The sequence below is a fragment of the Aliikangiella aequoris genome (assembly GCF_053709105.1).
In genome coordinates this window covers 2,663,282-2,683,065 of sequence record NZ_CM132298.1, presented here as the reverse complement: position 1 = coordinate 2,683,065, position 19,784 = coordinate 2,663,282, and the positions used below count along the sequence as shown (strand labels likewise).

Here is a 19,784-nt window from a genome sequence, read left to right as displayed (position 1 = left end):
TATTTTATGTCAAATGAACATATATCTGAATTGCTAGACGATTGCGTTTCTGCAGAGTCGATTGAAAAACTGCTCAATTCTACTCAAGATCAAGAATCTTGGTATCGATATAATCTAGTGCGCTCAGCGATTAATAATGAAACAACCCGCTACAGCTCAATAGAGTTTACTCAGTCTATTTCAGCGATTATTCAAGACGAGCCTGCAATTATTGCAGTACCTAAAGTTGCTGACGGTGAAGCGCCTAAAATTGAAATTCATAAGAAAAGTAATGTGACTTTTCTAAAGCGCTTTGGTGGCGGTTTAGCGGTCGCAGCGACCGTGGCTTATGCAACCGTTTTTTCAGTGCAAATGATGACACCAAGCATACCAGCAGAAGATGTAGCGCTACAATCTGTAGATAATAACTCTGCATCAGTTTCGCAAAATAATGTAACCCAACTTGCTTTAACCACAGAGCAACCGTCTGCAAACTTATTAAATGTTGCCAGAGAACAAGCTGACTTAGACTATTTGCAAGCAATTATCGACAATGTGAATCGAAATAATATGCAAGCAAATGAAGAGTATGTAGGTGGTGAAGCTGTGTTTTCTTGGAAAGTAAAAGCGAATCAGCTAGATGAGCTTCAAAAACAAGTTAGCGACATGAAAAAGCCTTTAAAGGCAGCTTCTAATTAACCACATTGTTTTAGTATTAGGATTGTAAAATGCAGCTTAGGCTGCATTTTTACGTTTTGGGCTGATTTAAATAGAGCAAGCAAGAGATTAAATACTTTAAACCTTAGCGATAATCACCGTATTTAGCATTAAACTCAAATTTAGCGGTATAATTGTGCTCCATAGAAAATGTAGCACTGCTACTTCACCACAGAGTGACTTTAAAACAAAGCCATGACTAACCCAACTGACAGCTTGACTGAAACAGCCTTGGTCATCAAACAGCAAGACAATAATGTATGGGTGGCTACTCAGTCGAAGCTCGCTTGTCGCTCTTGTAAAGTTTCTAGCTCCTGTGGGTCGGGGATTATTGAGCAATACTTTTCTGGCAAAGTTTTTGAGACCCTATTAGAGAACAGAGTAAACGCACAAGTTGGCGACTTGGTTGAAATATCGATTCCAAAATCTAGTCTAACCACGGCATCATTATTATTATATATTGTGCCATTAGTCGGCTTAATAATAGGGGCACTAGTAGGCCATCAGCTAGCATTAGCTGAACTAAGCGTGATTTTATTGAGCTTTTTATGTATGTCGACAGCGATGTTAATTAGTCGCTTTTGGTCAAAAAAGTTATTGAGTCGAACCGAGTTTCAGCCGCTGTTAAAAAAAATCATTCAAAAAGCACGCGCAAGCACTCTAGAGCAATCTATTTCAATTTCAAACCGCAACTAACATGGGTTTTATGCCAAGCTTTAATTATTGGCGCAACTTATAACCACTTTTAAATACCCAGTTAATAATGATTAAACAGGTCAACATAAATCCAAAGGTCATGCTTACGCTGATACCTATATGGACATCAGAAACACCATAGAAGCTCCACCGAAAACCACTAATTAAATAAACAATGGGGTTAAATAAGGTAATAGTTTGCCAAATTGGAGGCAACATACTAATAGAGTAGAAACTACCACCTAAAAAAGTTAAAGGGGTAATAACTAACAAGGGAATTACTTGTAGTTTTTGAAAATTATCGGCCCAAATTCCTATGATAAAACCAAATAAACTAAATGTGATTGCCGTTAAAACAAGAAATGAAAACATCCACACGGGGTGCGCAATTTCATAATCAACGAAAAATCTTGCGGTGATTAAGATTAACCCACCTAACACTACTGATTTTGTGGCTGCAGCGCCTACATAACCACAAACAATTTCTACATAAGAGATAGGTGCAGATAGAACTTCGTAAATAGTGCCGGAAAACTTAGGAAAAAATATTCCAAAGGACGCATTGGAAATGCTTTCACTTAACAGAGCCAGCATAAGTAAACCGGGAATAATAAAAGCGCCGTAACTTACGCCATCAATACTGCCCATGCGACTACCAATAGCCGCACCAAATACAATAAAGTAGAGTGATGTAGATAGAACGGGGGAAGCAATACTTTGCATAAGGGTTCTGAAGGTTCGCGCCATTTCAAATTTATAGATTGCTCTTATCGCATAATAGTTCATGACTTTTCTCTAACTAAATTAACAAAAATATCTTCAAGCGAGTTTTGGGAAGAATTGAGATCTTTAAAATCGATCCCTAGCTTGCTGAGTTGCCTTAAAAGTGCAGCAATGCCAGTATCTTCACTATTGGTGTCGAATGTATATATCAGTTCATTTCCTTCATTGCTAAGTTCAAGAGGTAAGTGCTCAAGACTTTCGGGTACTGAGGGGATTGGTGATTGCAAGTGTAGCGTTAATTGTCGCTTTCCCAGTTGGCGCATTAGTTTTTGTTTTTCTTCAACTAATATTATTTGGCCTTTATTGATGACACCAATACGATCGGCCATTTCTTCTGCTTCTTCAATGTAGTGAGTCGTCAAAATGATAGTGGTACCCCGATCTCTAAGTTCTCTAACCATATTCCACATATCTCTACGTAATTCGACGTCTACTCCAGCGGTAGGCTCATCTAGAAATAGAATATCTGGCTCATGAGAAAGCGCTTTTGCAATCATTACTCGGCGCTTCATTCCACCAGAAAGCGCCATCATTTTTGCGTCCTTCTTATCCCATAGAGAAAGCTGCTTTAGTGTTTTCTCAATAAAAGCGGGATCGTCAGGTTTACCAAATAATCCTCGACTGAAGCTTACGGTTGCAATAACTGATTCAAAGGCCTCAGTGGTCAACTCTTGCGGAACTAGACCTATTTTTTGTCGAGCAGCTCTAAAATCAGAGACCACATTGTGTCCATCAGCTTCAATGGTTCCACTGGTTAAATTAACAATTCCGCAAATACAGCTAATTAAAGTCGTTTTCCCCGCTCCGTTAGGCCCTAGCAAGGCAAATATTTCGCCCCGCTTTATTTCTAAATCAATATCTTTTAGCGCCGAATGTCCGGAATCATACTTTTTATTTAGGTTTTTAATTTTAATTACAGACGTCACAAATAATCTCTCATTAATGCTCTAAATTTAGCAATTTTTGTAGCTACTTTTATGGTCGTTTTTTATTTTCTCGACAGGCATTTGTCGATTAACTAATAGCGAGTAACACAAAAATCAATAGCCCCGCAGCGCTAATGCTTAGGGTTTTTATTTTTAATTGAGCAGAGGTAACACCGAGAATAAAGCCACTGATTAAAATAAAAATAAGACCGAGCGCGGTGAATTTTTGAAACAGTTTAAATAAGCTAGGTCCATGTCCTTTGTGTAGTTCCACTAAACTTTTGATAAAGTCTGGATTTTGCTCGGTAATCGTTAAGTTGTCTTTTTCTATCCGTAACACCAAATGAGTTTTCGAAGTAGGCCGCGTATATTGAACATTGCTATTACCCTTTAAATATTCAAATTGGTAACTTAATTTATTATCGGACAAGAATGTTCTAATATCGTCTTCTAAGGTGCTGCTGTTAAAGTCAATTAAATTTGCAGCGCCCTGAAAAACCGGCGTTGCTTTTATTTCACCTTTAATACCCAGTAAGTAGAGTCCCCCAGAGATTGCCATGACTAATACTACAGGAGTAAAAAGTGCTGCTAAGTATAAATGAATTGTAATCAGTGACTTTCTAGAAAACATGCTAGTACCTATTTATTTTTAAATGACTTAGAATGGTTGTTGTTGTTGAGAAAATGCCATACAAAAAGACTATTCTACCAAAGGCTCTGGGTGTTCTAATATAGACCGCGCCGTTGGGATAATAACACTAAACTCAACTCCGTCAATATTTAGCGGTTTAAACTTAATTTTGTGGTGGTTTTTTACCGGGCTTATCGCTAATTGCCACTGAGGAAGTCTTTTTTCTGAGGGTTCTATAAAGATTGTTTTTTCGTTGGCGACAATTGGTAATACCGTCATTCTAGCTAAGTAATCTTTTGAGTGTTGAGCACTGTCGGCTACTTGAGCGTGAACGCCAGTTTTCGTTGCGCCAAGAGTCGGTTGGTAGTCAACAGTTATGGACTCAACAAAGGTTTCTGTTGATAGGGTTGCTTCTGGTTGCCAATTATCTTCTTGTAATGTGGAGATCAACAATTCAGTTTTAGTATTTTTTCTGGTAACCCGAGAAACAAATTCAAACTCTTTGGTTTCGCCATTAATTAAGTTAAGTTTTAATTTAAAGTTAAGCGCTTGTGAAATGCTATTCGCGACTTGGATCTCTCCTTTGTATCCTTTTACTATTTCGTTAACGAAATAAAGGCCTAGCCCTTTACCGTGATGTTGATGAGATTTTCGCGTTGAATAGCCTAGCTTAAATAGCTGTTCTTGCTTAGTTTCATCTATCAAAGGACCTCGATTTAGTATATTAAGCTGAATTGCGTCTCGGCTGGATTGTAAATTAATATAAACGCTGTTTTCGCCAGCAGAGCGGGGAACTTTAGCATTAAAAAATAATGCATTTTTAATTAGGTTTTCAAGTAGTAATACTAAGTGATTTGCGTTTCCTAACAGTTCTTCACTGGGATTGAGACTCACCTTAAACTCTTCATTGTTAAAATTAATCGGTTCACGGTACATATGATGATTAATTTTAGCTAAGTAAAGTGTTCGTCTTAGTTCATCATCATGAACAAACATAAGTAGGGCTTTAAGCACCGCTTCTTGTGGATGGTAGGTTGGAGAAATAGGAATCTTTTGGGTACTATCTAAACTCTTATTCGCATCTAAGCTAAGTTGAAAGTAATGTTCTTCGCAATCGATGAGCTTGTTTGCAATATAAAGCGAAAGATTATCCGCAGTCGATAAATCTAGCAAATCCCATAAATAACGTATTGACTCAATCGCGTCTTCATAAAGGCTATTGGCAGTAAGAGATTGAGACGATTGATTTTTGGGTTTACGGGCAGCTAGTTGGTCGTAATCAAAGTCGACTGCTTCATCTGAGTCGTCGATTTGCTTAGATTCATAGATAGATAGAAATGATTGTTGCTCAATGGCTATATTTAATGCAGTGATAATTTTATCGTAACTAATCACACCGTTATGGCGAACTTCTGCTGCGATGCCTTTAAAGTGAATAAACTTTTCATCATGGTCCATAATTTCAATGAGCTTGTCACTAATGAAACTTTGAAGTTTGTCTTTATGATCAAGATAAGTATTTGCTTGTCTTTGCTGCGCTTGCTTTAAACTCCAAAGCTGTTGGTTAGATTGTATTAATCTTTTTTGTTGCTTGATAGCCCGCCTTTTAGTTAGCAGTGCTAGCACAAACTCAATTAACAAAATGGCAAAAACTCCCCCAATGACTAATGCAATCAAAGTTTTTGGTTCTAACTGGGCATTTTGGCTTTTTAATTGATAAAGAGCATCTGGAAAAAACAAGCTAATCAATAAAATAAGTAACACTACAATGAGTGATATATAAGGAAGATAGATAAAGGCAGTCGATTGCTTTTCTAATGCTGCCGAAGCAACTTCGTTTAATAGACTGTTGTTTTGGTGAGAGCTATCAGCCGTTCGATTGGTTTTATTATTCATTGTCTATTTACTCAACATTAGTTAGGTAATTGGGTCCTAAGTTTTAATTCCTACTGAGGCTTTACCCAGCAATAAGCATGCAAATCACCAAAAGTGACGACCCCTTCGCCATCTTTGCACAAGGCTAAAAAACTGTTTTTGTTGGTACTTTTTGCGGCTTGCTCAAATGAGTGTCTGAGTATCTTAATATGTTGACGGTAATTGCTATCAGTTAATTTTTCCAAATCAAGTAGTTCTGCCATTTGGTCGGTTGTTACGGGTCTTGGCGAGTGAATTACAAGTTCTTTGAGCATCTTTCGCGGGGTAGGGGCAAGCGGCCGCTTAGCGTTATTGGGGTTCATTAATTTGGTGTTATGCCAATAAACGTTCCATGTTTGCAAGTCAATTTGTAACGCTCCGCTGCTAAGTATTTGTGAGTTGATGTCAGAAGTAGCTGATTCCAGTTGCTTTTGGCGTAATAGCGCTTTAATTCGCCAACAGATTACTTGTTCAATATTTTGCTGATGTTTTGCAATAAAGTCGTGCGCATTATTTTGTTCAAATGCTTTTTCTTCAATTGGGGTTCCGCTGTGCTCGGAAAGGTAAATGATGGCCACACTGGGCCACTTTTGCTTTAGTTGCAACGAAAGAGTAAGTCCCGCTTCATCATTACCATTTAAGTTGGCATCGAGAATAACGATATCAGGTGAATGCTCGGCAAGCTTTATTGCTTGTTGTGCTGCTTGGTAAAACCGCATGACTTTTACTAAATTTGGATAGTCATTATCGCCAAAGTCTGCGCTTTCTAGCACTGGTTGAAACTTATTTATCCAATGAAACTGGTCTTCTACCCACCAAATATTTGCCATTGATAGTGCCAAGTTAGTTTTCTGTTTGATTAAACATTAGCACGCTTAATCGCATAAAAACAACGACTTAAAGCTTGCATATGTTGCATTAGGTCATTTATTTTAGTTTTTCTCACAAATTTTTCACTGCTAAGAGTCACAATTTAATCACGCTCAGCGAATGGATACATTATTTCAATGATTTTTCAAATACGCTAAGTGAGACTTGATTGGAGGAAAATGATGTTTAATGAACTTTTATCTGTTTGGTCTAATAACCAAGCTATATCTCTTTTAGTGTGGCTATTAATTGCTATTGTTAGCCTATATTTAGGCCGTAGCCAAGCTCATAAGCTGTTTGCTGGCTTAGGTAACGCGGTCTATAAAACCTTGCGCTTATGGAGTTTCTCGTTAGCTAGCGCTGAAGCGAAAATGCGTATTCGCAATGAGCAAGTGCTGCTCCAAAATGGCGCGCAAGCTCTAGAGAAAACGATTGAGCGGGAGTTTGTACGAATCGCTGATATAGTGCAGCGCGATCTGTCTCAATACCCAGGCTTACACCGAAAGTTATCGGAGTCTATTGATAAAATTGAGAGTAGCTATCAAGAGTCAACTCAAGCCGCACCACTACCGCCTGCTTGGGGAGAAGTAGTGGAAACTATTTCTAACTTACCCAGCAACGGTGATCCTACTGTGGTAAAAATACTCGCTAATATCAAAAAGGCCGTAGATGAGTCACATCAGCAAACGCTAAAAGCCTATAAACAGTCGAGTGCTAAAAGTCATCATTTACTTTCAACTATGCAACCGGAGTGGCGTCAAATTAGCCAAAAGTTGAGTGATGTTGACGCCAAGGTACAAGGCTTAGATGAGTGTGCTAAAAATATTGACTGTCATATTCAAAACTACGCTGATGTACTAGCAAGCAAAAATTCAAGTGTCAATCAACTCAGTGCGTCAGCGTTTACTCAGTTCTTTATTTCTGGATTGGTGCTTGTGGTTGCGGCCCTTGGCGGACTGATTAACTTTCAACTAATCGCTTTACCCATGTCAGAAATGGTTGGCGGCGCTAGTTATATTGGTTCAATGAAAACATCCGATATAGCGGCCTTAGTGATAATTTTAATAGAAATTGCGATGGGACTATTTTTATTTGAGTGTTTACGAATTACTCAGCTATTTCCTGTTATTAGCAGTATGGATGACAGGTTGCGCAAAAGGATGATGATTGTCACTTTTAGTATTTTATTCATACTCGCATCGATAGAAGCGTCTCTTGCTTACATGCGCGATTTACTAGCAATGGATAAAGAAGCATTGCAACACGCTTTAATGAATGCTGGGACTAACGCGAGTGTTGTGGAAGCCCAGTTTCGCTGGATTCCATCAGTTGGCCAAATGATAATGGGGTTTATTTTACCCTTTGCGCTGGCATTTATCGCGATTCCGCTTGAGTCATTTATTCACTCATTACGGGTAGTTCTTGGTGCGGTGAGCGTAGCGTTAATAAAAGTATTACGCGTCACATTACGGTCGCTCGGCGGGCTAGCAAAACAATCGAGTAAAATTTTAATCGCTTTGTATGACATCGTCATTATGATACCGGTTAGCTTTGAAAATCTTTGGGGTGCTTATCAGCAAAAAACTGATGCTAGTAAAATGCATCAAGTTAAGTCTTAAGTTTAAAGTGGGAGTTTAATATGATGAATTTAAATAAGATTTCAAAAACTGTTGTTGGTGCCTGTTTATTTATTTTGATTAGCGCATGCGGCGAAAATGCGCGCAAAAGTAAAGCGGTTTATTTGTTGTTAGATACCTCAGGTACTTACACACAAGAACTCGTTAAAGCGCAAGCGATTATGAATTATTTACTGGCCACCTTAAATAGTGGTGACTCAATTGCAATTGCAAGAATTGATAGTGGTAGTTTTAGCGAAAAAGATATTGTTGCTAAAACAACTTTTGATATTCGCCCAAGTAGAGCAAACGATCAAAAACGGCTATTCAAAAGCAATGTTGATCACTTTGTTAGCAGCCTCAAACGTGGTAGCAGTAATACTGATATCACTGGGGGGCTAGTGCAAGCGGCTGATTATGTTAACGAAACTAAAGCATCAGAAAAATATGTATTAATATTTTCTGATCTAGAAGAAGACTTAGCTAAAGGTCATGTGAGAGACTTTCCCATTGATGTGAAAGGTATTCAAGTGGTAGCGCTTAATGTCACCAAACTAAGAAGCGATAACATTGACCCTAGAGACTACAAAAAGCGACTGGCTGAATGGCAGTTGAGAGTAGAGCAGGGCGGAGGCCAATGGCGAGTTGTAAATGATTTAGAGCGGTTAGAAAAACTAATTAGCAGGCATTAAGGTTTTATGTTTGCTTGGTGCGTTAATACCAGATTTTAAACTAGCTAAAGTTAAGTGTAACCTCTAGCTAGTTTAACGTTAAGTTTTGTGAAGTATTTTCAAAGTGAACTTCAGCCACCGGCTTACCAAGAAAATACCCTTGTCCAAAATCACAGCCGTTAATAGTTAAAAAGTCAAGCTGTTCTTGCGTTTCAATTCCTTCAGCGATAACTTGAATGTCCATATTCTTAGCCATTGCAATAACAGTTTTAATTAATGTTTCAGAAGAGTGATCTAACCCTATTTGATCAACAAAGCTCTTGTCTATTTTTATAATATCTACAGGAAACTTAACTAAATAGCTCAGAGAGGAATAGCCTGTTCCAAAATCGTCAATCGCTATTTTAATGTCGAGACTTTTTAAGTGGTTTAGCACGTCAAGTGCTTTGTCACTATCGCTTGTAAGTAGTCGCTCGGTAATTTCAACGGTAATGTCGAGAGATTTGTTCAGCTCGGTAATGCACGAAATCCAAGTTTCTAAAGCATTGTCTTTAGTCACAAATAGCCGTGGAGAAATGTTAATTGATAAACCGATTTTATTTTTTCGTGTTCGGTTGCTTTGAATTAAATAAGCTGCCGATTTTTTTAGCATAGCGATATCTATTTTGTTAATTAAACCGCTTTCTTCAGCTATTGAAATAAATTCATTTGGAGGAATGAAGGAGCCATCAGTTTGCGGCCAGCGGCATAAAGACTCGCACTTTACAGTTTTAATTTCTTGTAAACAGGCGATGGGTTGATAGTAAGGAATGAGTTGCTCGCTATTAATGGCATCGATTAGTTCAGAGTGCAATGTGTGTCTATATTCTGAGCTAATCTGCATTTCATCAGTATAAAACTGCCAGCCATTTCTGCCTGAAGATTTTACAACATACATTGCCTGATCAGCATTTCTTATTAGCGTGTCTGCATCGCTAGCGTCGTCTGGATACAGCGCAATACCGATACTTGCAGAGCAATGAATTGAAAGGTCGTCTATTTGATAAGGTGCTTGCATAGCACCCATGATTTTTTCTATGATATTTAAAACATTAATATTTTCGTTAATATCAACCAATAAAACACCAAACTCGTCTCCACTCAACCTAGAAACCGTGTCGGAATTTCGGACGCAAGGTAAAATTCTATGAGCCGCTTCAATTAATAGTTGATCGCCAACAAGGTGACCATGATTATCATTAACGGGTTTAAAACGATCTAAGTCAATAAAAAGAACTGCTACTTTAAAGTTATTTCTTTCGGCTCTTTCTATTGCGTGAGTTAGCCTATCACTAAACAAAACTCGATTAGGGAGATCAGTTAGTGCATCGTAGGTTGCTTGGTGTTGAATAATTCTGGCATCAACTATTTTTGAGGTAATGTCTTGAATTGTTCCACTAATGTGCGCTGAATTTTTTGTCGCTACATCAGCAATTAATCTTACCCACAAGTTATCAATAGTTTTTGATTGAATAGAGATTTCTATGTCAAACGAATGGCCTCTACTAAACGCATCGCTAATTTTTTTCTTCCACAGCATTGCATCTTCAACTTTTAACTTTTGACAAAAATCGACTGTATTACTAGGCATTTTTTTAAAATAAGGCGAAAGCATCGACACTGCTTGTTTTGACCAAGCTTCAAATTCGCCATTTGAGTTGATGGTCCAACCGCCTATTTTGGCAATTTTTCCAACTTGAATAAGCGTGTGCTGTTTTTTCTTGACTTTGGCTTCTAAAAGTAGGCGTAGCTTTTCTTGATTAAAGCGATAAATAATTAGTAGCGTAAACACTATCGAAATAAATAGCGCAATGAGCCTTGAAATTAGTACTTCATTGCTAATTTCATTGCTTTCAAATTTTGGCGCGAGTGCCAGTTTCCAGGTGCCCCCTCCAACTGAAATGCTTTCCTGTACATGGGTGGGATGATCGAACGTAGACTTTTGTCCGTAAATGATCTTCCCTTCAATATTAAAAGTGTTATAAACCTTAATAGAGAGTTGATAATCATTACCGACTTGGTAAACATCTGAATGGCGATAGAGTTTGTCTGCATCTAGTGGGGCAGATATAATCCCCCAAAGTTTTCTGTTCGAACCTTCACCAGTGAAAATGGGGGAACGACCGATAAATGCAACTCCACCTTGAACTAAGTTAACAGGACCCACCACGAGCAGCTGTCCTGTATTTACAACTTCTAAAACCATGTCTTTTTGTGCTGGCGTTTTCAAGTAGTCAAGTCCAATGACTTTTTCATTGCCGGTTAGCGGATAAACCAAATTGACTTTTAAGTCTTTAGCGGCAGCAAAATTTATTAACATAGGTTCTTTCTTAAAAAGCTCTCTTGCGTAGCTTCTAAATTCTTCATCTGAAATTTGCGGGTGTGCCGAAATATAAGCGGAAAATCCAGTTAACATAGACAGGTTAATTTGCAAGTTGCCATTAAGTTTTGCACTAATTGAATTCAGTCTACGCGTGAGTTCAAGTTTTATTTCTTGAGATTCTTTGCGGGTGATTTCTTGTTCTACAATAGCTTCTAGAATCAGCATTAAGCTTAAAAAAACGACTAGCGTGCTGTAAAGCTTGCGCTTATACCATAATATAAAAATTAGGCTCAGTAATAAAAGGCAAACCAACACTTTGGTAATACCTGTTAGCAGAGCAGTTTGTGAGTCTTTATTTTTTTGAATATTGGAGTATAAAAAATTCTCATCGAGTGGTTTTCTCACTAGCCCGATAAACCTAAGTTGTTCGCTCATTCCAAACCATCGTTCCGGATTGATATGACCTATCGGTACTTCAGGATACTTTAATAAACTCTCGATATTATCAGCGAAAGCTTTATTGTAGGCGTTTAAGTCTTCGTAATTAACGATATGACGAGGTAGCTCGTTACTAATTCGATTAGCGAGTGAATACTTATTTTTCACCGCATACTCCCACCCTTTTAAACTAGCCTTTACAAAGCGATCCACTAGGTCTGGATTTTGTCGATAAAATGCACGCGAAGTAAAAAGTGAGTCGCTATAAAAATTAATGCCAAAATTGGAGGGTAAAAATTCGCTAAGTTCTACGCCTAGTTCTTTTGCTCTGTGAGCTGCTGAAATCTGGTAGGTTGAAATGACATCTGCTTTGCCGTTGAGCAAAGTTTCAATGGTTGGGGGTTCGTCAACAAATTTGATTAAATCGGTGTCATAGCCGCGCAGCTTAAACAATGTTTGTAATTCAGATTTTATTGCAGAGTCATTAATTACCGCAATACGCTTATTCTCCAGTTGGTTTAAGTCAGCAATGGGGGACGATGCCAGTGAAAATAGAGCTAGCGGGCTTTTTTGAAATATCGGGGCCAGAATTAAGAAGTCAGCCCCTTGATCAAGCGACACCAGCAGGTCTACAGAGCCAATGCCAAACTGTGCGCGTCCTGACATCACTTCTTGGGTTACGTTTTTAAATTCGCCATTGGGGTGTGACAAAGGCAGTATGTCTACTTCTATTCCTGCTTCTTGGTAATAGCCTTGCCATTTTGCTGCGTAATAACCGGCAAATTGAAACTCGTGCTCCCACTTAAGCTGCAACGATACTTTATCGAGCGCAAAAGCGCTCGATAGGCAGCAAAATAAAAGACTTAAAGCAGCAAAAATCTTAAGCATCTATCCAGTATTAGTTAAAAGATTGTTCTTTTAAGCCTAGTCGATAAAATTAACTTTTGCTGACTTAAACCTAATTGCTACAATTGAATATAAATCATTAAATATCAATGATTTACCTAAAAAAAAGGGGCTCTTAGTGGTGCCAGTTTTTGCTATATAAATCTCAATAATAGAAAATGAAGGGGGCTACTTTAATTTTTTAGGGGCTTTTCCCAAAAATGAGCCTTTCCCATTGCAGGATCAAGTTCATAACCTTGAAAGCCGTGTTTTCTATATAAGTTTTGTGCCAGTTCATTGCCTTCGAGTACTTCAAGCGTTATTTTACAATAGCCTCTTTGTTGAGCCAGTTTTTCAATTGCCTGAAGTAAGGTGCTCGCTAAACCATAGCCTCTGTATTCTGGTGAAATGGCAAAGTCATGAATATTAAGTAGTGCTTGACACTTAAAGGTTGAAAAGCCCTCAAAACAATTACTCATTCCAGCGGGTTTTCCGTCTACGTAGATAATAAATGAAACCGCATAGGAAAGCTTTTTAAGTTGCTTAATTAGCTGCTGTTGAGTTTCTGTAGCTAGGGGTTTACCTGCCCCCATTGGATCCATAGAGTAGTCATTTAACAAGTTAAGTAACTCTTCGCATTGTTTAGCGTTATTATAGTCGACAATTTCAGTGATGATATGGGGCATAGATGACCTGTATTAAGTTAGTGACTTCCGTAAGCTGAGTGACTAAAAGCAGAAGATAAATAAAGCGTGCTATCGATAAATGAGCCGATAGTTATACTTAAAATATTAAGTGTTCAATTTTCGGAAGTAAAATGATTTTTACTAGGGCATAATTTTATCTACTGTAAAAATTAAAGTTTATTAGGTTAAAAAGTGCCATGGCAATTTCTAATTCTCACCTACCTGCGCAAGCTGAAATGTATCGAGCACTGTGTAATAAAGATCCAAGTTATGAAGGGATATTTATTGTTGGAGTAAAAACCACAGGCATTTTTTGCCGGCCGACTTGCACTGCGCGTAAACCCAAACCAGAGAATGTCGAGTTTTTTGGCAATACTCAGCTTGCGCTAAATTATGGTTATCGTCCATGTAAAGTTTGCCAGCCTATGCGGGTGCAAGGTGAAACACCCGAGTGGCTGCAAGGCTTGCTAAAAGAAATTTCGGCTTGTCCGGGGATACGCATAACTGATCAGGGGTTGCGAGAAAGACAGCTTGACCCGGTTAGAGTCAGGCGATGGTTTAAAAAAAATCATGGCATCACTTTTCAAGCTTATTTGCGATCCTTAAGAGTCAATCATGCTTTCGGGCAAATTAGACATCAGCAAAAAGTCACTGATGCTGCCTTAGCGAGTGGATATGATTCAATTAGTGGGTTTAATGAAGCTTTTAAACAGTTAACTGGTGTGTTACCAAGCAAAAGCAAACAGCAGTCTGTTGTTATTGTTAATCGGCTTTTAACACCGCTAGGGCCAATGTTTGTAGGTGCAACTGAAGCTGGGATTTGTCTGCTAGAGTTTTGTGATAGGCGAATGCTAGAAACACAATTTAAGCGGCTTACTTTAAGCCTTAATGCACGAATAATGTCGGGTAATCATGAGCTGTTCAGTCAACTTGAGAATGAGTTGGCAGCCTATTTTAATGGCCAGTTAAGCCAGTTTAAGACGCCTTTAGATTTAGTTGGAACAGATTTTCAGCGCCAAGTTTGGGCAATGCTGTTGACCATTCCTTATGCTCAAACACGTAGTTACCAACAGCAAGCTGAGTTAATTGGTAATCCTAAGGCGGTGCGTGCGGTGGCTAAAGCAAATGGTGACAATAAAATTTCAATATTAGTGCCTTGTCATCGGGTAATTGGTAAAAATGGCAAGCTAACTGGATACGGTGGTGGCCTGTGGCGGAAGCAGCGGCTACTTGATTTGGAACAAAACCAACAAACTTCTATTTAAAAGGCTAGTTATGAAAGTGAGTGATGTTTTTAGCTTGTTGTTTTTAGCTGCTATTTGGGGCGCCTCGTTTTTGTTTATGCGAGTTAGCGCACCAGAATTTGGCGCAGTAGGGCTCATTGCACTAAGGGTGGCTATTGCAGGCCTATTTTTGCTTCCTTTCTTTTTTAAACAGGCCAAGCCCGAACAAGTTGCTCAACACTGGAAAGCCCTTAGCGTAGTTGGAGTGCTTAACTCAGCGTTGCCTTTTACACTATTAGCCTATGCAACGTTATCGCTCAGCGCTGGATATACCTCAATTTTAAATGCGGCAACGCCCATTTTTGCGGCATTTATTGGCAGCTTATGGTTTGCGTCGCGCTTTTCAAAAAGCGCATTACTCGGCCTGTTACTGGGGTTTTTAGGGGTTATATTATTGGTGTGGGAAAAGCTTGCTATTGGTCAACTTAATACCAGTTTAGCTGTGGCTGCAGGCTTAAGCGGGGCATTGTGCTACGCATTCGCGGCTAACTATAGTAAGAAGCACTTAATCGGAGTGAGTCCTTTAGCAATAACCACTGGAAGTCAGTTTGCAGCGACTTTGTTTCTTATTCCATTCGCAATTATTTGGTGGCCAGATAAAATGCCATCACAAGGAGCTTGGATTAATGTGATTATACTGGCTGTTGTTTGTACGGGAATGGCACAAGTCATTTACTTTAAGCTTATTGACAATGTCGGCCCAGCAAATGCAACCACAGTCACTTTTTTAATACCTATTTTTGGGGTTCTATGGGGATATTGGTTTCTCGACGAGGTACTTTCGTTGCAAGCACTTTTTGCTGGGTTAGTCATTTTAGTTGGTGTGACTTTAGCTACAGGCTTTTATGAAACCCTAATTAAGCGGTTGCGATTTAACAGGTAAGACCTTAAAAAATAGCTTATTAAGTCAATCGCAGGTATAGTGCGCGCTGACCAAAAACGAGTTAAAAACGTTTTTAATTAATGCTTGTCCTTTAAATCGTCGTCGCAACTGTCCGTAGCGGCTGCGCTTCAAGCCATTAATAACAAAGTTAACCGCGCGGAGCCAATATGTTTGTAAAAAATTACTGTAGTCAAGTTGAACAGTCTTACTCATTTTCTAAACAGCAAGCGAGCGATTTTGCTAAGCAAGTTGCTGGTGACTATAACCCTATCCATGATCCTGATAGTAAACGTTTTTGTGTACCTGGTGACCTACTTTTTGCGTTAACTTTAAGTGAGTTTGGCTTAAGTCAGTCCATGAATTTTGATTTTCAAGGCATGGTAGGCAGTGATACTCCAGTTCAGTTTGTCGAGCAGGGTGACTGTATAAGAGTTGAAAATGAACGCGGTAAAAGCTTTTTGACAGTTACTCGTAGTGGAGACGTGACAAAAGACGACACTTTTGTCAGCGAATTGATTAAATCATACGTTGCCTTTTCGGGTAAAACCTTTCCCCACATAATTGTAAAATTAATGAAGCAAGAAGGGGTAATGGTTAACGCAGAAAAGCCAATGGTTATTTATGACCAAATGAAGCTAACTTTAGACTCTTTTTCTGACGACAAGCCCTCAGTGGAGCTAGAACGATGCCAATTTGACGTAAATGGAAAACGTGGCTTAGTGTCGATGTTTTTTGATATTTGCGCAGCTGGAAAAGTCATTGGAAAAGGTGAAAAGCAAATTATTATGAGCGGGCTGCGCCCTTTTGAGCAAGCTGGGGTTGACTTGTTAGTGCAAAACTACGAAGAAAGTAAAGCAAAGTTCCAAGGCTAAAGCAGGTTTTAGAAGGCAAAAAGCGAGTCATTGCTCGCTTTTTGTTCAGTTAGTAGTTTAAATTAGTTGCGCTTTAATTGATTTAAAGTTTGCTTTATTTGCGAAAAAATCCTACATTATCAGTTAGATAGAATAACTCTAACGATAAAATCATTGATGATTGTGGGTAAATGCGCATGACAGCAAAGATCATTTCTATAGCTCAAGCAAAAGGTGGGGTCGGTAAAAGTACGGTCTGTGCCAATCTCGCGGTAACTTTTTCACAGTCAAATAAAGTTTTAATGATTGATTGTGATCCGCCACAACACTCACTTTCAGCTTGGTTTAATATACGCCAAGATCTCTACGAAGACACTGGTTTGGTGCTACAGCAGGCATCTACGCCGGCTCAATTAAATCAAGTTATTGATAAAAGCTGCGAAAACTTCGATTACATCATTATTGATGGCGCGCCTCACGTAAATGCTTTGGTTCGCGCAATGCTATTGCAGTCAAATTTGGTTTTAGTGCCACTTGCCCCGTCTTCGGTAGAAATATGGTCTTTTCAAACCTTTGAAGCCCTGTTAAACAAAGCTGCTGCGATTAATAAACAGTTAAAAACTAAAATTTGCTGGAATCGTGTGCGGCGTCGGGTGAAATCATCTGAAGAAGTTATTCAAAAGGTCGCCAAAGACTCTAAACTGACAGCATTTAAAAATCAGCTAACTTTTCGAGTGGCTTATATGGATTCTTTTGCTGAAGGCTGCAGTGTGTATGAGTGGACTGATCCTGTCGCTAGCGCAGAGGTATGGTCGTTGTCTTCTGCGGTAAAAAGAGCTGTTAGCAAAGAAGTCAAAGTATCGCTGTCTAAATCGACTAGCGCGCAAGAATTTATTAAAAAAGGTTAGTTTGTCATTTAAAAGTAAGCAATACGGCGTTTAATTGGCTATTCCGCGGGGGGATGTTTGCGTCTTCGCCAAGTAATAAAGCCGCTCAAAGCCAACAATATTAAAATTAAAGCCGTAATATCATTGGTGACCTTGCCACTTAGCCCCAAAATACTACCGCTGTGTAAGTCTTGAATAACTTTAAGCCAACTTAATTGACGTTGACGATAGTCTTGTGCCAAAGCGACTAGTTCTCCTTGGCTGACTTGTAAATTCGCCGGTAGTTTCTGCCAAGTTGCGAGTCGTTCGTGATTAACACTTGGCATTGCTGTTAACGAATAGTTATCCCAGTCAACTTGAAAGACTAATTGGTTAAGTTCGACTAAAAGTCGGTTTTGATGACTCGCGACTAACTCAACAGACTCAAATATTATGGGGCTGCCACTAAGCGCTTTAAACTTAACTTGGTCGATTAGCTGACCGTCATAAGTGAGTAACAATAGCTCTCGATTAGTTGCAACAACAAAGAATTCGTCGTTTAAAATGGCCGTTTTCAAAGGCATTTCTAGTTTTTGTATAAATTGCTTATTAAAGTAAATCAAATTGTCTAATTGACACAGTTTAGCGGATTTTATTGAGTAGCATTGAGCGTGTGTCGGCGCTTTTATTTGGTACCAATTTAGCAGCAAATTAGACTCAACTGCTGTGTTTTGTAAGCCGAGTGATTCGTAGTGATTAAGTAAAACACCCGTTACTGCTAAATTTAAAAGAAAAATTGAGGCGGCAAAGCCTAGCCGTCTATGCCATTTTCTGAAAATGCTTTTACGCTTTTTTTGCTTTTGTTTTTTATGGTATGCGTTCATTGGTTAAGCAGTTTAGCAAGCTTTAAGGCAACACGGGAAATTTTTTTCATGGCATTAACCGACATAGTCGCGCCGGAGATTCCATCAATAGGCCGGTTGAGTTGATCGCTCTCAGTTAGCTGGCTATTTTTAAACTGGTCGCTAAATGCTTGCATTTTTATTTCATCGCCACGACTTTCTCTAAACGCTAATACCTTAACCTGAATAATTTTATGATTGTTAATATGAACCGCAAATGAGATTGGCTTCTCTTTGCCAATTTCCTCTAAAAACCAAATAGTATTTTCTTCAAACTGCCAATACTTTAAGCGCAATTTAGGGTAGGGGTGGCCAAGAATGCTGGATATTTCAGATTGGATCGACTGGTTCAACCAAAGCGTTTTGCGTTGAAAGTTGCTTTGTGAAATAGCGCTGGAGACTTGTTGAATAAATTCATTTTCTGTTAAGTACACCTCGGCTTCAGCCGTTATGGTTAAGCTGAAACTCAGACACAAAAAGATGATCTTAAACAGTCGCTTCATTTATGAAAAACCCATCATTTAATTGTCTACTAGAACGCCAAATGGCAAGCTAAAGCTTGCCATTTTATATTGCTATAAGGCTGATTTAAACTAGAATTGATAACCAACACCTAAGTTAAATCCACTGCCATCTTGTGCACCCATGCGGTTCTCAACATCAAATTTAAAAACCACGTTTTCGTGTGGCCAATAATTTAAGCCCATGTTAGTTTGACGCATTTCTGTATCGTCGCTAAGACCTTCGTTATTATCCCATACGTTGTAGCGTGCAAACAGTCCAAAGTTTTGGTTTAGTCTGTAGCTTGGCTCAACATAAAAACCAGACTGCTCATCTCTACCAACTAACTCTGCTTCAGCACCATCGATTGACCATGTTGCGTAGAGTGCGCGTAGCCCAAAAGCGCCACTCGTATAAACCGCATGAGCCGTTAATAAACTAGCATCTGCGTTTAGTTCGCCTTGAGTAACATCTTGCTGGTACTGGTAAGAAGCTGCTAACTCTAAGCCTGGGATCGCAGTATATTTTAGCCGCGTCGTATAAGCTAAGCTATCCGCATTAGCACTGGCAACTTTTTGGCGGCCACTTCTAATTAAAAATGACTTGCTACCAGAAGTTGGTGTACTTAAACCTGAGTGTAATGCAAACTCAGCTGAAACACCTTCGGCTAATTTAGAGGTAACTCCAACACCTGCTTCCCACCAAGTAGAAGGAATAATGTTCTTTTCAACAGGGTTACGCTCTACGCCGTAAAATGTATTAGGCTCGTGAGTTTCGTTTAATATGCCCACTGGAACTAAAAATAAGCCCGCTTTAATTGATGTTGCATCGCTTAAGTCCATCTCAATATAAGCTTGCTCAAGCTCAACTTCACCAGGTTTTCCGTCGCCTGCGAGTGCATGCTCAATTTCTAGTTCTGAGAAAAAGCGGATATTACTAGTAAATTCGTGGCCGAAAAATAATACAAAACGGTGGAAGTCGATTGATTCGTTTTGTTCAATATTGTTGTAATGAAGCTCGCCATAGCCGCCAATTGATGTTTTTGACGCCACTGAGTTTGCCATTGATTCTTCTACTGCGGTGACACTGGCTTCAACTTTTTGTTCGGTTTGTTGATTTTTTTCCTGATTATCTTTTACTGACTTTTGCAACGCTTGAATTTGTGCTTGTTGCTTTTTAATTAAATCTAAAAGCTCCTGATTGCTTGGCTCTGCTGCAAAAGTTGTAGTGGAAGCTAATATGGCTGCTGAAACAGCCGCTAATTTAAAGTTCATTTTTATACCCTAAATGTTTAAAAAAGATAATGGTGGTTAAGTTTCGCGAA

18 protein-coding genes are annotated in these 19,784 nt (G+C 38.9%); 8 read left to right on the top strand and 10 right to left on the bottom strand.

All coding sequences use genetic code 11. The features are described from left to right. Positions 1–6: 6 nt before the first annotated feature. Positions 7–678, top strand: coding sequence for an RseA family anti-sigma factor (locus tag ACUR5C_RS11580; RefSeq protein ID WP_454465289.1), 672 nt, complete (start codon positions 7–9; stop codon positions 676–678). Positions 679–891: 213 nt separating this feature from the next. Continuing rightward, a complete protein-coding gene (locus ACUR5C_RS11575; RefSeq protein WP_454465288.1) occupies positions 892–1,392 on the top strand; it encodes a SoxR reducing system RseC family protein in 501 nt (166 codons plus the stop codon). Between the two features lie 24 nt (positions 1,393–1,416). On the opposite strand, the gene ACUR5C_RS11570 is transcribed toward ACUR5C_RS11575, so the two are convergent. The 5 genes from ACUR5C_RS11570 to ACUR5C_RS11550 all read right to left on the bottom strand — a co-directional run bounded on the left by ACUR5C_RS11570 (position 1,417) and on the right by ACUR5C_RS11550 (position 6,476). Further along, entirely contained in the window at positions 1,417–2,178 is a 762-nt protein-coding gene (locus ACUR5C_RS11570) for an ABC transporter permease (RefSeq protein ID WP_454465287.1), read from the bottom strand. Continuing rightward, on the bottom strand, positions 2,175–3,101 hold the full coding sequence (locus ACUR5C_RS11565) for an ABC transporter ATP-binding protein (RefSeq protein WP_454465286.1): 927 nt from the start codon (positions 3,099–3,101) through the stop codon (positions 2,175–2,177). Before ACUR5C_RS11565 ends, ACUR5C_RS11570 begins: the two co-directional genes overlap by 4 nt. Before the next feature lie 88 nt (positions 3,102–3,189). Then, positions 3,190–3,732 (bottom strand): PepSY-associated TM helix domain-containing protein, encoded by a 543-nt coding sequence (locus ACUR5C_RS11560; protein ID WP_454465285.1) that lies wholly within the window; start codon positions 3,730–3,732, stop codon positions 3,190–3,192. A 69-nt stretch (positions 3,733–3,801) separates the two neighbouring features. Further along, on the bottom strand, positions 3,802–5,628 hold the full coding sequence (locus ACUR5C_RS11555) for a sensor histidine kinase (RefSeq protein ID WP_454465284.1): 1,827 nt from the start codon (positions 5,626–5,628) through the stop codon (positions 3,802–3,804). Between the two features lie 50 nt (positions 5,629–5,678). Beyond that, complete coding sequence (locus tag ACUR5C_RS11550; protein ID WP_454465283.1) at positions 5,679–6,476, bottom strand: response regulator transcription factor; 798 nt, start codon at positions 6,474–6,476, stop codon at positions 5,679–5,681. A 219-nt stretch (positions 6,477–6,695) separates the two neighbouring features. Between ACUR5C_RS11550 and ACUR5C_RS11545 the strand changes: the two genes are divergently transcribed. Together ACUR5C_RS11545 and ACUR5C_RS11540 are read left to right on the top strand one after the other, a co-directional pair. Next, positions 6,696–8,135, top strand: a complete 1,440-nt coding sequence (locus ACUR5C_RS11545; protein ID WP_454465282.1) for a hypothetical protein — start codon at positions 6,696–6,698, stop codon at positions 8,133–8,135. A 20-nt stretch (positions 8,136–8,155) separates the two neighbouring features. After that, positions 8,156–8,824 (top strand): vWA domain-containing protein, encoded by a 669-nt coding sequence (locus ACUR5C_RS11540; protein ID WP_454465281.1) that lies wholly within the window; start codon positions 8,156–8,158, stop codon positions 8,822–8,824. Between the two features lie 67 nt (positions 8,825–8,891). Here the strand turns inward: ACUR5C_RS11540 and ACUR5C_RS11535 are convergent, their stop codons facing one another. Beyond that, positions 8,892–12,491 carry an EAL domain-containing protein gene (locus tag ACUR5C_RS11535; protein WP_454465280.1) on the bottom strand — a complete coding sequence of 1,200 codons (3,600 nt, stop codon included), beginning with the start codon at positions 12,489–12,491 and terminating at the stop codon, positions 8,892–8,894. Positions 12,492–12,682: 191 nt separating this feature from the next. After that, a complete protein-coding gene (locus ACUR5C_RS11530) occupies positions 12,683–13,174 on the bottom strand; it encodes a GNAT family N-acetyltransferase (RefSeq protein ID WP_454465279.1) in 492 nt (163 codons plus the stop codon). 197 nt (positions 13,175–13,371) lie between these two features. Between ACUR5C_RS11530 and ACUR5C_RS11525 the strand changes: the two genes are divergently transcribed. The 4 genes from ACUR5C_RS11525 to ACUR5C_RS11510 all read left to right on the top strand — a co-directional run bounded on the left by ACUR5C_RS11525 (position 13,372) and on the right by ACUR5C_RS11510 (position 17,099). Further along, complete coding sequence (locus ACUR5C_RS11525; RefSeq protein ID WP_454465278.1) at positions 13,372–14,439, top strand: bifunctional transcriptional activator/DNA repair enzyme AdaA; 1,068 nt, start codon at positions 13,372–13,374, stop codon at positions 14,437–14,439. Between the two features lie 10 nt (positions 14,440–14,449). Then, positions 14,450–15,340, top strand: coding sequence for a DMT family transporter (locus tag ACUR5C_RS11520; RefSeq protein ID WP_454465277.1), 891 nt, complete (start codon positions 14,450–14,452; stop codon positions 15,338–15,340). A gap of 167 nt (positions 15,341–15,507) precedes the next feature. Beyond that, a complete protein-coding gene (locus tag ACUR5C_RS11515; RefSeq protein ID WP_454465276.1) occupies positions 15,508–16,212 on the top strand; it encodes a DUF3581 family protein in 705 nt (234 codons plus the stop codon). Positions 16,213–16,388: 176 nt separating this feature from the next. Further along, complete coding sequence (locus tag ACUR5C_RS11510) at positions 16,389–17,099, top strand: AAA family ATPase (RefSeq protein WP_454465275.1); 711 nt, start codon at positions 16,389–16,391, stop codon at positions 17,097–17,099. Between the two features lie 38 nt (positions 17,100–17,137). Here ACUR5C_RS11510 and ACUR5C_RS11505 read toward each other — a convergent pair whose 3' ends face one another. From ACUR5C_RS11505 to ACUR5C_RS11495, 3 genes are all read right to left on the bottom strand, one after another. Continuing rightward, positions 17,138–17,941 carry a PepSY domain-containing protein gene (locus ACUR5C_RS11505; protein ID WP_454465274.1) on the bottom strand — a complete coding sequence of 268 codons (804 nt, stop codon included), beginning with the start codon at positions 17,939–17,941 and terminating at the stop codon, positions 17,138–17,140. Continuing rightward, positions 17,938–18,462, bottom strand: coding sequence for an FMN-binding protein (locus ACUR5C_RS11500; RefSeq protein WP_454465273.1), 525 nt, complete (start codon positions 18,460–18,462; stop codon positions 17,938–17,940). The genes ACUR5C_RS11505 and ACUR5C_RS11500 overlap by 4 nt, the downstream gene beginning before the upstream one ends. A gap of 90 nt (positions 18,463–18,552) precedes the next feature. Next, entirely contained in the window at positions 18,553–19,734 is a 1,182-nt protein-coding gene (locus tag ACUR5C_RS11495) for a porin (protein WP_454465272.1), read from the bottom strand. Positions 19,735–19,784: the final 50 nt, after the last annotated feature.